13 protein-coding genes are annotated in these 14715 nt (G+C 71.4%); 7 read left to right on the top strand and 6 right to left on the bottom strand.

Annotated elements, in window-relative coordinates:
• Positions 1-16: 16 nt before the first annotated feature.
• The gene (locus BM204_RS05725) at positions 17-982 is read left to right on the top strand and encodes a glutathione S-transferase family protein (protein WP_091111130.1); all 966 of its coding nucleotides are present in this window, start codon (positions 17-19) and stop codon (positions 980-982) included.
• Here BM204_RS05725 and BM204_RS05720 read toward each other — a convergent pair whose 3' ends face one another.
• On the bottom strand, positions 983-2194 hold the full coding sequence (locus BM204_RS05720; protein ID WP_143099665.1) for a family 43 glycosylhydrolase: 1212 nt from the start codon (positions 2192-2194) through the stop codon (positions 983-985).
• A gap of 226 nt (positions 2195-2420) precedes the next feature.
• Here BM204_RS05720 and BM204_RS05715 point away from each other — a divergent pair, with 226 nt between their 5' ends.
• Positions 2421-3365, top strand: coding sequence for a cation diffusion facilitator family transporter (locus tag BM204_RS05715; protein ID WP_091111127.1), 945 nt, complete (start codon positions 2421-2423; stop codon positions 3363-3365).
• A 19-nt stretch (positions 3366-3384) separates the two neighbouring features.
• Here BM204_RS05715 and BM204_RS05710 read toward each other — a convergent pair whose 3' ends face one another.
• Complete coding sequence (locus BM204_RS05710) at positions 3385-3834, bottom strand: SRPBCC family protein (protein WP_091111126.1); 450 nt, start codon at positions 3832-3834, stop codon at positions 3385-3387.
• Between the two features lie 183 nt (positions 3835-4017).
• Here BM204_RS05710 and pdhA point away from each other — a divergent pair, with 183 nt between their 5' ends.
• From pdhA to BM204_RS05695, 3 genes are read left to right on the top strand one after another with little or no spacing between them, the layout of a single operon-like run.
• Positions 4018-5190: a pyruvate dehydrogenase (acetyl-transferring) E1 component subunit alpha gene (gene pdhA, locus BM204_RS05705; RefSeq protein ID WP_091111124.1), complete on the top strand. Its 1173-nt coding sequence runs from the start codon at positions 4018-4020 to the stop codon at positions 5188-5190.
• Positions 5190-6185, top strand: coding sequence for an alpha-ketoacid dehydrogenase subunit beta (locus BM204_RS05700; RefSeq protein WP_091111122.1), 996 nt, complete (start codon positions 5190-5192; stop codon positions 6183-6185). Before pdhA ends, BM204_RS05700 begins: the two co-directional genes overlap by 1 nt.
• Positions 6186-6195: 10 nt before the next feature.
• Complete coding sequence (locus BM204_RS05695; RefSeq protein WP_091111121.1) at positions 6196-7656, top strand: dihydrolipoamide acetyltransferase family protein; 1461 nt, start codon at positions 6196-6198, stop codon at positions 7654-7656.
• A gap of 55 nt (positions 7657-7711) precedes the next feature.
• On the opposite strand, the gene BM204_RS05690 is transcribed toward BM204_RS05695, so the two are convergent.
• Positions 7712-8515, bottom strand: a complete 804-nt coding sequence (locus tag BM204_RS05690) for an SDR family oxidoreductase (protein WP_091111119.1) — start codon at positions 8513-8515, stop codon at positions 7712-7714.
• Between the two features lie 123 nt (positions 8516-8638).
• On the opposite strand from BM204_RS05690, the gene BM204_RS05685 reads away from it, so the two are divergent.
• The gene (locus tag BM204_RS05685) at positions 8639-10156 is read left to right on the top strand and encodes an OFA family MFS transporter (protein WP_091111118.1); all 1518 of its coding nucleotides are present in this window, start codon (positions 8639-8641) and stop codon (positions 10154-10156) included.
• Here BM204_RS05685 and BM204_RS05680 read toward each other — a convergent pair.
• Genes BM204_RS05680 through BM204_RS05670 form a run of 3 tightly spaced genes read right to left on the bottom strand, consistent with a single transcriptional unit; the run spans position 10131 to position 13181 of the window.
• On the bottom strand, positions 10131-11135 hold the full coding sequence (locus BM204_RS05680) for an NAD-dependent epimerase/dehydratase family protein (protein ID WP_091111116.1): 1005 nt from the start codon (positions 11133-11135) through the stop codon (positions 10131-10133). The two genes, BM204_RS05685 and BM204_RS05680, sit on opposite strands and share 26 nt — an antisense overlap.
• Before the next feature lie 34 nt (positions 11136-11169).
• On the bottom strand, positions 11170-12627 hold the full coding sequence (locus tag BM204_RS05675; protein WP_091111114.1) for a M1 family metallopeptidase: 1458 nt from the start codon (positions 12625-12627) through the stop codon (positions 11170-11172).
• Positions 12624-13181, bottom strand: a complete 558-nt coding sequence (locus tag BM204_RS05670) for an RNA polymerase sigma factor (RefSeq protein ID WP_091111113.1) — start codon at positions 13179-13181, stop codon at positions 12624-12626. Before BM204_RS05670 ends, BM204_RS05675 begins: the two co-directional genes overlap by 4 nt.
• Positions 13182-13238: 57 nt before the next feature.
• Between BM204_RS05670 and BM204_RS05665 the strand changes: the two genes are divergently transcribed.
• Positions 13239-14711, top strand: coding sequence for a serine/threonine-protein kinase (locus tag BM204_RS05665; RefSeq protein ID WP_246166098.1), 1473 nt, complete (start codon positions 13239-13241; stop codon positions 14709-14711).
• The last annotated feature ends 4 nt before the right edge of the window (positions 14712-14715 follow it).

Raw genomic sequence — 14715 nt, 5'->3', positions numbered from 1 at the left:
GACTAGGCTCGAGGACATGAGCGACGAGGGCGGACAGAAGCAGGAGTACGTCGAGCAGGGCGAGTTCGAGCGGGACACCAACTACGTCGCGGACCGGATCACGAAGCACGCCCGGCGTCCCGGGCACGGACCGGTCGACGGGGAGCTGTGGCCCGTGGAGCCGGGCCGCTACCGGCTCGTGGCTGCCAAGGCGTGCCCGTGGGCCAACCGCGCGATCATCGTGCGCGACCTGCTGGGGCTCCAGGACGTGATCTCGCTGGGCACGCCCGGGCCGACCCACGATGCCCGCAGCTGGACCTTCGACCTCGACGAGGGCGGCCGCGACCCGGTGCTCGGGATCGAGCGGCTCCGGGAGGCCTACCTCAAGCGCTTCCCCGGCTACGAGCGCGGCATCACGGTGCCGGCGGTCGTCGAGGAGAGCAGCGGCGAGCTGGTGACCAACGACTACCCGTGGATCACCCACGACTTCTTCTTCGAGTGGCGTGAGCACCACCGCGACGGTGCCCCCGACCTGTGGCCGGAGCACCTCCGCGAGGAGATGGACGAGGTCATGCAGCGGGTGTTCACCGAGGTCAACAACGGGGTCTACCGGTGCGGCTTCGCCGGCTCCCAGGACGCCTACGAGGCGGCGTACGCGCGGCTCTGGTCGACCCTGGAGTGGCTCGAGGAGCGGCTCGCCGACCGGCGCTACCTGATGGGCGAGGCGATCACCGAGGCCGACGTGCGGCTCTTCACGACGCTGGCCCGTTTCGACGCGGTCTACCACGGCCACTTCAAGTGCAACCGGGTCAAGCTGACCGAGATGCCCCACCTGTGGGGCTATGCGCGCGACCTTTTCCAGACGCCGGGCTTCGGGGACAACACCGACTTCGAGCAGATCAAGCAGCACTACTACCTCGTGCACACCGACATCAACCCGTCCGGGATCGTGCCGGCCGGGCCCGACCCGGCCGTGTGGCTCACGGCCCACGGCCGGGGCTGATCACCCCTCGCGCAGTCCCAGGGGGAGCGGGAGGAGCGGACCGGGGTCGTCGGTCTCGGGCTCCGGCTGCTGGTGGGCACCCTGGTGGTGCCGCTTCTTCTTCGCCGGCTTCACGAAGCGGCCCAGGTGCGGGCGGCCACGCCGGTCCCAGCGCAGCTGGGCGGCGAACAGCGAGCGCATCGCTCCGAAGCGGGGCACCCGCTGGAGGTCGCTGCGGGGGCAGGCGCGCTCACGGCAGGTCCAGGCGTGGAAGAACAGCAGCGAGCCGTGGATCACGTCGGCGCCACCGGGGCCGCACAGCCGGGTGCTGGCGCGGGTGACGAGCGCGCGGGAGCGGACCTTCTTCAGGCCCTGGAGCGTCGGTGCCCGACGCCACGTCGTGCGGTAGTCGCAGTCGCCGTAGTAGCCCTGCGAGGTGATCAGCACCCAACCCTTGCGCTGCTGGATGAGCACCGGGTTCTCGATGACGCCACGGGCGAAGGCCAGCACCCGGGCGCGACCGCCCTTGCGGGCCCGCAGGCCGTCACGGGTGAGCCGGACCATCCGGATCGAGGAGGGCGTGCCCTGGGTGCGGTAGAGCAGGTAGCGCGCCCCGTTGCGGGACTGGTAGCCCTCGGGGTCGATCACCCCGGCGGCCTCCTTCGAGGGGCTCGGCGGCCGGACCTTGTCGCTCGCGAGCGGGGTGTGGGCCGTCCGGGGGCAGGAGATCGGGCGCCGCTTGGGGTGGAACTTCTTCAGCGGGCTGCTGGCGACCGCCACACCGATGCAGCGACCCAACGGGCCGAGCCCGCCGGCGGGAGCCGCGAAGTAGAGGAGGAACTTGTTCTTCCTCACCTGCACGATGTCGGAGGCCCAGATGTTGCGTCCGGTCGCCCAACGGGGCAGCCGCTTGAGGGCGCTCCCCCGGTCCCTCCAGGGGCCCGCCACCGAGGTCGCGATCGACCGTGGGGCCAGGGAGCCGGTGCCGATCGCGACGTAGCGGCCGCGGTAGGCGAAGCCGGTCGGGTCGGGCATCTCGGTGTGCCGGAAGAGCGGCCGGCCCTTGCGGCCCGGGTGTCCCTGGGTGACCCGGCTGGCCAGCGGGTTGCGGGGGAAGGCCAGGCGCAGCGTGAGGCCGCGGCCGCTCCCGTTGGTGCTGGAGAGCTGGGCGGAGGTCTGGACGGATGCTGCCGAGGCCGTCGACGAGGACGTGCCGAGGCTCAGCAGGGTCATGACCAGGGCAGTCAACAGCGACCACGACACGAGATGGGACGGGACACGAGCAGGGGGTCGAGCAGGGGACACCAACGGGGTCCTTCCTCACCGGGGGAGCACAGAGTGGAGCACAGGGTCGATCAGGTGGGGCGGGGACGTCCCGGGAGTTCCCGTTCCGTGATGCCTTCGTGATCCATCGGCAGCGGTCGGGGAGAATGAAGCCACGTCACCGAGGAGATCAACGATGAAGCACGGCCATGGACACGGGCAGGGACACGGGCAGGGACACGGGCACGCCGCCGGTCGTGCGTCCGACCGTCGTCGACTGCGCCAGGTGCTCGTGGTCACGACCGTCGTGCTGGTCGTGGAGCTGGTCGGCGCCTGGCTCACCGGGTCGCTCGCCCTGCTCGCCGACGCGGGCCACATGGCCACCGACGCCGGCGCCGTGGTGCTCGCGCTCGGGGCGTCGTACGTCGCAGGGCTGCCGGGTGGTCCGCGCTCGACGTTCGGCTACCACCGCGCCGAGATCCTCGCGGCGATGCTCAACGCCCTGGTCCTGCTGGGGGTCTGCGCCTACATCGGCTACGCCGGCATCATCCGGCTCGCCGACCCGGTCGAGGTCGAGGCCGGCGCGATGATCGGCTTCGCGGCGGTCGGCCTGCTGGCCAACGCCGTGTCCATGAGCATCCTGAGCCGCTCCGAGACCGGCTCGCTCAACCTGCGCGGCGCCGCCAACGAGGTCTTCGCCGACCTCCTCGGCTCGGTGCTCGTCGTCATCGCCGGCATCGTCATCCTCACCACTGGCTGGGACCGGGCCGACGCCGTCGCCTCGCTGGTGATCGCGGTGATGATCCTGCCGCGCTCCCTGCTGCTGCTCAAGGACTCGGCGGTGATCCTCCTCGAGCTCGCCCCCGCCGGGCTCGACCTCGTCGACGTGCGCGCCCACCTGGCCGGCGTGCCCGGGGTCGTGGACGTGCACGACCTGCACGCCTGGACGATCACCAGCGGCATCCCCAGCCTCTCGGCCCACGTGACGGTCACCGACGAGGCACTGGCCGAGCGCGGCGTCGGCGCGATCCTGGACGACCTGTGCGGCTGCGTCGCCGAGCACTTCGAGGTGCGGCACGCGACCTTCCAGGTCGAGCCGCTCTCCCACGAGGCCCACGAGGACCTCGGCGAGCTGCACTGATCCCGAGGCCGGCGCGAGCTCAGGTCGTGGCGGCGTCGGCCTCGGCGGCGGCCTTGAGGTTGACCAGGGTGGCCTCGATGGCGGCCTGGGTCTTCTTGCCGAGGGCCGCGTTGAAGCCGACGGCCGCGAGGCCGTAGCGGGACAGGTCCCAGGTCTCGGTGATCTCCGTGCCGCCGTCGGCGGTCGGGGTGAGCTCGTAGCGCCAGCGGTGCAGGCCCTTGTGGCGCCAGGCGATGAGCCGGTCCTGCTCGAACTCGACGACGGTGTTGCCGATCTTGTAGGCCGCCCCCATCTTCATGTCCATGCCGAACGTGGAGCCGAGCTCGAGGCGCTGGGCGTCCCCGCGGCTGGCCTTGACGGTGCCCGAGCCGTCGATGCGGGGGTGCTGGCTCGGGTCGGTGAGGATCGCGAAGACGACCTCGGCCGGAGCGCTGGTGGTGATGCTGGTCGTGCGGTTGCGGATCGCCATGACGCGAGCGTAGTGGGGCACCCGTCGGCCGTCGGATTGGCGGCACGGACCGGACGCCCGGTAACTTGGGCTGCACAGGAATGTGTCCCCGGTCACAGGTCGCACCACCCATCGCGACCCGAGCCGGACCAACCACCCGGACAACGGCCAACCCGTGCCCCGGGCGAGGAGAAGGAGTCCCGCGTGACCCAACAGTCTTCCGGCTTCGGCCCCGACCTGGTGGAGGTCTTCGGACCCTCCCAGCAGGACGGCGGGCCGGAGCTCATCCAGCTCCTCACGCCCGAGGGCGAGCGTGTCCACCACCCGGAGTTCGACCGTGACTTCTCCGCCGAGGAGCTGCGCGGCTTCTACCGCGACATGGTCCTGACCCGGCGCATCGACACCGAGGCGACCGCCCTGCAGCGCCACGGCGAGCTCGGCATCTGGGCCCAGCTGCTCGGCCAGGAGGCCGCGCAGATCGGCGCCGGCCGTGCGCTGCGACCGCAGGACTACGTCTTCCCGACCTACCGCGAGCACGGCGTCGCCTGGTGCAAGGGCGTCGACCCGCTGCGCCTGCTCGGTCTCTTCCGCGGGGTCGACCAGGGCGGCTGGGAGCCCGACGCCCACAACTTCGCGCTCTACACGATCGTCATCGGCGCCCAGACCCTCCACGCCACCGGCTACGCGATGGGGATGCAGCGCGACGGCGTCGTCGGCACCGGCGACCCCGACCGCGACGCAGCCGTCATCGCCCACTTCGGCGACGGCGCGTCGTCACAGGGGGACGTCAACGAGGCGTTCATCTTCGCCGCGTCCTACAACGCGCCGGTCGTGTTCTTCTGCCAGAACAACCAGTGGGCGATCTCCGAGCCCATCGAGCGCCAGACCCGCATCCCGCTCTACCAGCGCGCGCTCGGCTTCGGCTTCCCCGGCGTCCGCGTCGACGGCAACGACGTCCTCGCGACCTACGCCGTCACGCAGGCGGCGCTGCAACGCGCCCGCGACGGCCAGGGCCCCACGTTCGTCGAGGCCTACACCTACCGGATGGGCGCCCACACGACCACCGACGACCCCACCCGCTACCGCCTCTCCGACGACGTCGAGAGCTGGAAGCTCAAGGACCCGATCGCCCGGCTGGAGGTCTACCTTCGCCGCAACGGCCTGGTGGAGAACGACTTCCTCGCCACGATCCAGGCGGAGGCCGACGAGCTCGGCCACACGCTGCGCGAGGGCTGCAAGGCGATGCCGGACCCGGCGCCGCTGAGCATGTTCGACCACGTCTACGCCGAGATGACGCCCGAGCTGCAGGCGCAGCGCGACGGCTTCGCGACCTACCTCGAATCGTTCGAAGGCTCTGCCGCTGGGGGGCACCACTGATGGCCACGAAGTCGACCACGCAGAAGATCACTCTTGCCAAGGGCCTCAACATGGGGCTGCGCAAGGCGATGGAGGACGACCCCAAGGTCCTGCTCATGGGGGAGGACGTCGGCAAGCTCGGCGGCGTCTTCCGCATCACCGACGGCCTCCAGAAGGACTTCGGCGAGGACCGAGTCATCGACTCCCCGCTCGCCGAGTCCGGCATCGTCGGCACCGCGGTCGGCATGGCCATGCGCGGCTACCGCCCGGTCGTCGAGATCCAGTTCGACGGGTTCGTCTACCCCGCCTACGACCAGATCGTGTGCCAGGTGGCCAAGATCCACTTCCGCTCCCAGGGCCGCGTGAAGATGCCGATCGTCATCCGGATCCCGTTCGGCGGCGGCATCGGCGCGGTCGAGCACCACTCGGAGTCCCCGGAGGCGCAGTTCGCGCACACCCCCGGGCTCAAGGTCGTCGCCTGCTCCAACCCGGTCGACGGCTACTGGATGATCCAGCAGGCCATCGCCTGCGACGACCCGGTCATCTTCCTCGAGCCCAAGCGGCAGTATCACGCCGACAAGGCCGAGCTCGACGAGTCCGCCTCGCCCGAGCCGCTCTTCACCTCACGTGTGGTCAAGACGGGCACCGACCTGACGCTGCTGGCCTACGGGCCGATGGTCAAGACGGCCCTGAAGGCCGCCGAGGCCGCCGCGACCGAGGGGCGCTCCATCGAGGTCATCGACCTGCGCACGCTCTCGCCGCTCGACATGGCGCCCGTGCTCGAGTCCGTACGCCGGACCGGTCGCGCCGTCGTCACGCACGAGGCCCACGTCAACCTGGGCATGGGCGCGGAGATCTCCGCGCGCATCACCGAGCAGTGCTTCTACTCCCTCGAGGCCCCCGTGCTCCGCGTCGGTGGCTTCGACACGCCCTACCCGCCGTCGCGGATCGAGGAGGACTTCCTCCCCGATCTCGACCGGGTGCTAGACGCCGTCGACCGCTCCTTCGAGTTCTGAGAGGCCTGACATGAGTGAGTTCCTCCTGCCCGACGTCGGCGAGGGCCTGATCGAGGCCGAAATCGTGACCTGGAAGGTCAAGGTCGGCGACGTCGTCGCCATCAACGACATCGTCGTCGAGATCGAGACCGCCAAGTCTCTCGTCGAGCTGCCCTCGCCCTTCGAGGGCGAGGTGACCGCACTGATGGTCGCCGAGGGCGACACCGTCTCGGTCGGCACGCCGATCATCGCGATCGGCGCCCCCGCCCCGGCCGCCCCGGCCGAGATGGAGATCGACCTCTCCAACCCCGCCGCCAGCGGCCGGGTCGAGGGCGAGAGCCTGGTCGGTCGCAACAAGGCCGAGCGCGGCCCGCAGCGGCGCGCCCGCAAGGGGTCGGTCTCGCCGTCCTCCGAAGCCGCCGCCAACACCCAGATGCAGCTCCAGGGTGCCTTCGCCCCCGGCGGAGCGCAGTCGCAGGACGTCGCGCCCGCCGACGAGCCCGCCGTGCCCGCTGTCCCCGCGGTCGAGCCCGAGCCGGTCTCCGAGTTCGTCCCCGCGCGTGCGCTGTCCACCGGTGAGGTGCGGGTGCTGGCCAAGCCGCCGGTCCGCAAGCTCGCCAAGGACCTCGGCATCGACCTGGCCCGCCTGCGCGCCACCGGTCCTGGCGGCACCGTCACCCGCGCCGACGTCGAGGGCGCTGCCTCGTCCAACGGCAACGGCCCCTCGGTCGCGACCGGAAGCTCGAGCGCAGCGAGAACTTCCCGTGGAGGGACCACGTCACTCCACGAGACGCGCGAGCCCATCAAGGGCGTGCGCAAGATGATGGCGAGCGCGATGGTGGGCTCGGCGTTCTCCGCCCCGCACGTGACCGAGTGGGTCACGCTCGACGTCACCCGCACGATGGAGCTCGTGGAGCGCCTCAAGGCGCGCCGCGAGCTCCGCGAGGTCAAGGTCTCCCCGCTGCTGGTGCTGGCGCGCGCGGTGATGCTGGCGATGCGTCGTACGCCGGAGATCAACTCGTTCTGGGACGAGCCGGCCCAGGAGGTCGTGCTCAAGCACTACGTCAACCTCGGCATCGCCGCGGCGACCCCCCGCGGGCTGGTCGTGCCCAACATCAAGGACGCCCAGGACCTCACCCTGCTCGAGCTGGCCGGCGAGCTCGCCCAGCTCACCGCGACCGCCCGCGAGGGGAGGACCCAGCCCGCCGAGATGAGTGGTGGCACGTTCACGATCACCAACGTCGGTGTCTTCGGTGTCGACGCGGGCACGCCGATCATCAACCCCGGTGAGTCGGCGATCCTCTGCTTCGGTGCCATCAAGAAGCAGCCGTGGGTAGTCACGACCGACGGGGTCGACGAGATCGTGGTCCGCCAGGTGACGACGCTGGCCCTGTCCTTCGACCACCGTCACATCGACGGGGAGAAGGGCTCACGCTTCCTCTCCGACGTCGCCGGCATCCTCGAGGACCCGGCCTCCGCGCTGCTCTTCTGAGACTCGCAATGCCGAGTCGGCGCAATGTTGCATGCGACATTGCGCCGACTCGGCGTCACGCCAGGTCGAGCGGACCGATCTCCCAGCCCTCGGGCGCGATCGGGTGCAAGATCGCGTCGGTGCCGCCGTCGACGAAGAGGCACACCCCGACGACCAGGCTCGCCGCGTCGGAGAGCAGGAAGCAGATCGTCGCCGCGACCTCCTCGGGCCGACCGGGTCGCCCCAGCGCGGTGGGGTAGGAGTCCGCGAAGGGGCCGAACGTCGGGTCGTCGCGCAGCTGCTGGGTCATCGGGGTCTCGATCAGCCCGGGGGCCACGGAGTTGATCCGGATCCCGGCGCCGATCCACGCGGGCGTCACACCCTCGCGTCGCGCCCACCAGGCCAGGGCGGCCTTGGAGGAGGGGTAGACCATCACCGCCTCGACCTTCGCTGCCGCCTCGCGCGCACCGGCCTCGTCGTCCTTCAGGCAGTACGACGCCACGTCGGCGTCCCACCCGGGCATGCCGGTGATCGAGTTGGACGCCAGCAGCACCACCGCCGCGCCTCCCGCGGCGCTCAGCTGCGGCTGGAGCCCGCGCACCAGCCCGAGCGCCCCGAAGTAGTTGACGCTCACCAGCAGCGCGGGGTCGACCCCGGTCAGCCCGGCGATCCCGGCACACGGCACGACCCCGTGGACCACGTCGGTCAGCGCCTGGACGCCCGTCACCGCCGCCTCACGCCCGGCGAGGGTCGACAGGTCGGCCGTCACGTCCGCGTCGTGCAGGTCGACGCCGATCACCCGGTGGCCCTGCTCGCGCAGCATGGCGGTGGTCGCTTCCCCGATGCCCGATGCTGCGCCGCTCACGACGTACGTCTTCATGGTCGGGGACTGTAACGCGTTCTAGTTCTGCCGGCGACCCGCACGCCAGGGTGGTTGAAAGTCGCCGCGACCGGGTATGTGGTGACACGGATCACTCGGAACCACACCCCTCGAGGGGGACTCATGTCACTCACTGTCCTCGACCGCGAACGCACGGTCGCCGGCACCGGCTTCAACCGCTGGCTCATCCCGCCCGCAGCCCTCGCCGTCCACCTGTGCATCGGCCAGGTCTACGCAACCAGCGTCTACAAGGACGCGCTCGTCTCGCACTTCGACACCTCGCTGACCGCGGTCGGCGCGGTGTTCTCCATCGCGATCGTGATGCTGGGCCTCAGCGCCGCCGTCTTCGGCACCTGGGTCGACACCGGCGGCCCGCGTCGCGCGATGGTCGCCTCCGCGACCTGCTGGGCGACAGGCTTCATGGTCGGCGCCGCGGGCATCGCCACCGAGCAGATCTGGCTGCTCTACCTCGGCTACGGCGTGATCGGCGGCATCGGCCTGGGTCTGGGCTACATCGCCCCCGTGTCCACGCTGATCAAGTGGTTCCCGGACCGCCCGGGCCTCGCGACCGGCATGGCGATCATGGGCTTCGGCGGTGGCGCGATGATCGCGAGCCCGCTCTCCGCCAAGCTCCTCGACCTGTACGGCGGCGGCCCGGACGGTCTGCAGGACGGCAACTCGGTCGCCAAGCTCTTCGTGACGCTCGGCCTGATCTACCTCGTCGTCATGCTCTTCGGTGCGTGGCTGGTGCGCGTGCCGCCCGCGGGCTGGAAGCCGGCCGGCTTCGACCCGAGCTCGATCAAGACCAAGTCGATGGTGACGACCGCCAGCGTCTCGGCCGCCAACGCCGTGCGGACCCCGCAGTTCTGGCTGCTGTGGGTGGTGCTCTTCTGCAACGTGACCGCCGGCATCGGCATCCTCGAGCAGGCCTCCCCGATGATCCAGGGCTTCTTCCGCGACGGCGACACCTCGTCGGTCTCGCTGGCCGCGGCCGCGGGCTTCGTCGGGGTCCTCTCGCTCTTCAACATGGCCGGTCGCTTCGTCTGGTCCTCGACCTCCGACGCCATCGGGCGCAAGCCGATCTACATCCTCTACCTCGGCGCCGGCATCGGGCTCTACCTGCTGCTGGCGACGGTCGGCACGACGAGCACGGTCGTCTTCGTCATCCTGGCCGGGCTGATCATCAGCTTCTACGGCGGTGGCTTCGCGACCGTTCCGGCCTACCTGCGCGACCTCTTCGGTCCATTCCAGGTTGGCGCGATCCACGGTCGGCTCCTCACCGCCTGGGCAGCCGCCGGTGTCGCCGGACCGCTGATCGTCAACGGCATCCTCGACCGGCAGGGCGACCCGTCGCAGCTGGTTGCCGCCGACTACCGCCCGGCGCTGTTCACGATGGTGGGCGTGCTCGTCGTCGGCCTGCTCGCCAACCTGCTCGTGCGCCCGGTCGCCGACAAGTTCCACGAGCCCGAGAAGGCCGATGCGACCGCAGGTCTCGCGGATCGCCACGAGGGCCGCACCTCCGTCAACGACGCACCCGCGCCGACCCCGGTCCTGCTCCCGGTCGCGTGGCTCGTGGTCGGGCTGCCCCTGCTGTGGGGCGTCTACGAGACGGTGGTCAAGGGGAGTGCCCTCTTCGGCTGACCCACCGGTCCAGCAGGTCGGTCTCCCGCTCGCGCGTCATCCCGGACACCACGGCGTCCGGGGTGGCGCGCAGCCAGGCGAGGGTGTCGCGCGCGGTCTCCTCGATCGCCCGCGTCACCAGCCCCGCGTCGAGCGACGGGGTCGGGTCGTGCGCCAGCATGCCGTCGTACGACGGACGCGGGAGCCAGAGCGGCAACGACCCCGGTCCGGACCACGGAGCCACCTCCTGCGCGGTGAGGAAGTCCTGGTCGACCCAGGTCCAACCAGGCTCGGCGCCGACCCCGGCGGCCGTCGCGGCCAGCAGGTCGGCGATCGGCGTGACCGGGCCCGTGCCGTCGAAGTCTCCGCCGAGCCGGCCCTCGAGGCTCGCGACGAACCAGGTGGCGAGGTCGCGCACATCGATGACCTGCACGGTGTCGGACGGAGCGCCCGGCGCGAGCACCGGGTCGCCGGGTCCGACCTCGGCCAGGCGCGCCGGCCAGTAGGTGAAGCGCCCGGTCGGGTCGCCCGGGCCGACGATGAGCCCCGGCCGCACGACCATCGCACCATCCGTCCCGTCGCGGACGATCTCCTCGCACGCGACCTTCATCGGTCCGTAGGCCTCCGGGTCGACGGCCAGGTCGTCGTCGTCGTGGAGCGGCTCGTGCACGGCGCCTGTCGTGGGGGTCAGGCCGGGCGTGGCGTCGTCGGGATAGACGTTGACCGTCGAGACGAAGAGCCAGTGGGCGCTGGGGAAGGTCGCCACGGCCGACAGCACGCGCGAGGGGTGACGGGCGACGTCGACGACCGCGTCGAAGCTCTCGTCGAGCAAGGAAGCAGGCGCCGGCTGGTCGCGGTCCCACACCACCAGCCGCGCGCCGTCCGGCACCGACCCCGAGGAGCCCCGGGCCGCGCAGACGACGTCGTGCCCCCGTCGTACGGCAACTGCGGCGGTCGCGCGGGACAGGAAGACCGTGCCGCCGAGCACCAGGATCCGCATGGACCCAACCTAGCCACGCCGAGGCGTGGGCCGATCAGGCCCGGGGAGGTGTCTGCTCCCCGAGGAGCCAGGAGTCGAAGAACGCCGAGAGCTCCTCGCCGGTCTGCTCCTCGAGCCACGGCAGGTAGTCGTCGCGGCCGGCGCTGCCGTTGGTCCGCTCCTCGGGCCAGGCCCGCATGATGCGGAAGAACTCGTCGTCGCCGATCTGTTGGCGCAGCTCGTGCCACATCAGCGCGGGGCCGTAGTAGATGTTGCCGGAGCCGAAGGACTGCGGGTCGTAGGCGGCCGGCGGGCCGGCGATGGCGCGCTCGTCGTCCTCGAAGCGGGCCCACTCGTCCATGATCGCGCCGACGGGCCGACCGTCCTGGTCGGCCTGCCACATGCCCTGGAGGTACATCGCCATGCCCTCGTTCATCCACACGTCGCGCCAGTCGTCGGGTGTGACCGTGTCGCCGTACCAGTGGTGCGCGAGTTCGTGCAGCACCACCGCCGGGGACGTCGTGTAGTCGGTGTCGCCCAACGTCACCATCGTCTGGGTCTCCATGCCGCTCTCGGAGTCGACGACCACGGTGCCGAACGTGTCGAAGGGATAGGGGCCGAGCTTCTCCTCCAGCCAGGCGATGGCGGCCGGCGTCGTGCGCAGTCCCCGCATCACGTGGGCGGGGGCGTCGCGGTGGACCCAGTAGGTGATCGGGACACCGCTGGCCGAGACGTCCTCGGTCATCTCGAAGTCGCCGAAGGCCACGGTCGTGAGGTAGGCCGCCGCGGGCTCGGCCAGGTGCCAGGTCGTCGTCGTGAGGTCGTCGTCCTCGCGGCGATCGGTCAGCTCGCCGTTGGCGACACCGACCCAGGGCGAGGGCACGGTCAGCTCGAAGTCGTAGAGCGCCTTGTCGGCCGGCTGGTCGTTGACGGCATACCAGGTGTAGGCGCCGTAGGGCTCCTGCATCGTCCACGTCTCGCCGGTCTCGGTGATCGTGAAGCCGGTGTCGCTGAAGTCGCCGCGCATGGTCGGCGCGGGCACGGCCTCGGGCGTGCCGGCGTAGGCGACGCCGAGCACGTAGCGCTCGTCGGCCGTCACCGGCGCGGTGACGACGAGGTCCTTGCCGTCGTGCTCGAAGTCCACCGGCTCGTCGTCCAGCGTCACCTCGGTGACCTCGAGCGGCGCGCCGAGGTCGAGCTGGAACTGCTCGGCGGTCGCCGTGGCACGGAAGGTCAGCGACTGCTCGCCGGTCAGCACGCTCGCCTCGGGGTCCCAGGTGAGGTCGAGGTCGTAGTGCAGCGCATCGACCGAGGGGTCGCCGACCTCGGGATAGACCGAGTCCTCCACCGGCTCGCTCACCGCGATGTCGTAGGCGGGGGACGCTGGCGGCAGCGCCGTCTCCGGTGAGGGTGCCGACGAGGGTGCCGGTGCGGATGCCGGGTCGGCGGCGCTGCTGCAGGCGGTGAGGGCGAGCGCGCTCGCACAGGCGATCGCGGTGAGGTGGCGCCTCATGGTGTGCCTCTCAGCAGGGGTCGGACCAGCTTGCGGCCGTGGTGGATCTGGGCCTTGACGGTGCCGAGCGGCGCCCCGACGTGCTGGGCGATCTCCTCATACGACATGCCGTAGACGTCACGCAGCAGCAGCGGCTCGACGAACTGCGGGTGGTCTCGCTCGATCGTCTCCATCGCCTCGAGCAGGTCCAGGCGCGTGCCGGCGATGACGCTGGTGGTGCGGGGGTCGGGTCGCTCGAGCTGCGGGGTGTCGGTGGCGACGGCCTGGTTCTTGAGCCGGCGGTAGGTCGTGCGCGCGGAGTTGACCGCGACGACGTGCAGCCAGGTCGTGAAGCGCCCGCGCCCGCCCCACTGGCCGATCTTGGTCGCGACGTTGAGCAGCGCCTCCTGGCAGGCATCCTCGGCGTCGGAGGAGTGCGGTAGGACGCCCCGGCAGACGTTGAGGGTGCGGGGTCGCACGGCGCTCAGCAGGGCCTCGAGCGCGTCACGATCGCCGTCACGCGCGCGGCGTGCCAGCTCGTCGGTCTCGTCGGGCGTGAGCCCCTCGGTCGTCATGCCCACCCTCCTACCCATGCCACCCCCGGATGAGTCGAACATAATGCAGCGGTGTCCATGCCCAGCCGGATCGGTCGCTACGTCGTCAGACGGCGCATCGGCGCGGGCGGGTTCGCCACGGTGTGGCTGGCCTACGACGAGCAGCTCGACTCGCCGGTCGCGGTGAAGGTCCTCGCGGACAACTGGACCGAGGACCACCACGTGATGCAGCGCTTCCTCGAGGAGGGCCGCTACCTGCGCCGGGTCGAGTCGCCGCACGTCGTGACCGTCTACGACGCGGGCACGCTCGAGGACGGCCGGCCCTACCTGGTCATGACCTACGCCGACCAGGGCACGCTCGCCGACCGCCTCGAGCTCGATGGCCTCACCACCCGCCAGGCGCTCGAGGTCGTGCGGCAGGTGGCCGCGGGCCTCCAGGCCCTGCACGACCGCGACATCCTGCACCGCGACGTCAAGCCCGCCAACGTCCTCTTCCGCACAGTCGACAACGACCTGCGCGCGATGGTCGGCGACCTGGGCCTCGGCAAGGCACTCGACATGTCGTCGCGGCTGACGATGATCGCCGGCACGCCGTCGTTCGTCGCCCCCGAGCAGGCACAGGCCGAACCGCTCGACGCCCGCGCCGACCAGTACTCCCTGGGCGTCCTGGCCTACCTGCTGCTCGCCGGCCGCCCGCCCCACACCCACGCGGACCTGACCGCAGCCGCCTCCCCGGGCGAGGTGCCGCCGCTGTCGACACCGGAGCGTCCGGTGCCGGCTGCCGCCGACCACGTCGTACGACGAGCCCTGGCGCTGAAGCGCGAGGAGCGGTTCGCGTCGGTCACCGACTTCGCCGCCGCGCTGGCCGACGCCTTCGGCGACGACGTCGCCCCGGAGGGGCAGATCGCCCAGCCCTGGCTGCCGCTCGACCCGCAGCTGACCATGCCGGGGGTGCGGCCGTCACCGGTCCCGGCCGCTCGTCCTGTCGCGTCGACCGCGGTCCAGGCGCCGCCGGTCCGGCGACGCTGGCCGGTCGTGGTCGTGGTCGTGGGTGCGCTCGCCCTCGCGGTCGGCGCAGGGGCGGGGCTGGTGCTCGGCCAGCAGGGGACGCCCGCCGACGTCGAGGTCAGCGACGCCTCGGGCACGGTGTCGGTGACGGTGCCGGACGCGTGGGACGGCGCCGTGGCGGACGGCGGCTGGGCTCCGCCCAACGACCCCGACGGCGCCTACCCGGCGCTGTCGGTCGGCACGAGCGAGACCTGGACCTCGGTCGACTCGCGCTCGCAGGGGGTGTTCCTCGGCCTCTTCCCCGGTGAGGCGCTGCCTGCGCTGCTGCCCCAGCACCCGGAGTGCGAGGAGATCGAGGACCCGGTCACCGAGACCTCGGGCGACCCCTCGACCACGGTCGTGCACGCCGACTGCCCCGGTGGCGTCACCGTGGAGCGGGTGGTGCAGGTGGCCGCCAACCGGCTGCTGTGGGTCCAGGTCCGCAGCGCCGACCGGGCCACCGCCAACCGGGTGCTCGACAGCGTGGAGACGCACGGCCTGTGAAACG

This window comes from Nocardioides psychrotolerans, from assembly GCF_900113685.1.
GTDB classification, from domain to species: domain Bacteria; phylum Actinomycetota; class Actinomycetes; order Propionibacteriales; family Nocardioidaceae; genus Nocardioides; species Nocardioides psychrotolerans.
The sequence above is the reverse complement of the archived record's forward strand: the minus strand, read 5'-3'. Positions and strand labels throughout refer to the sequence as shown.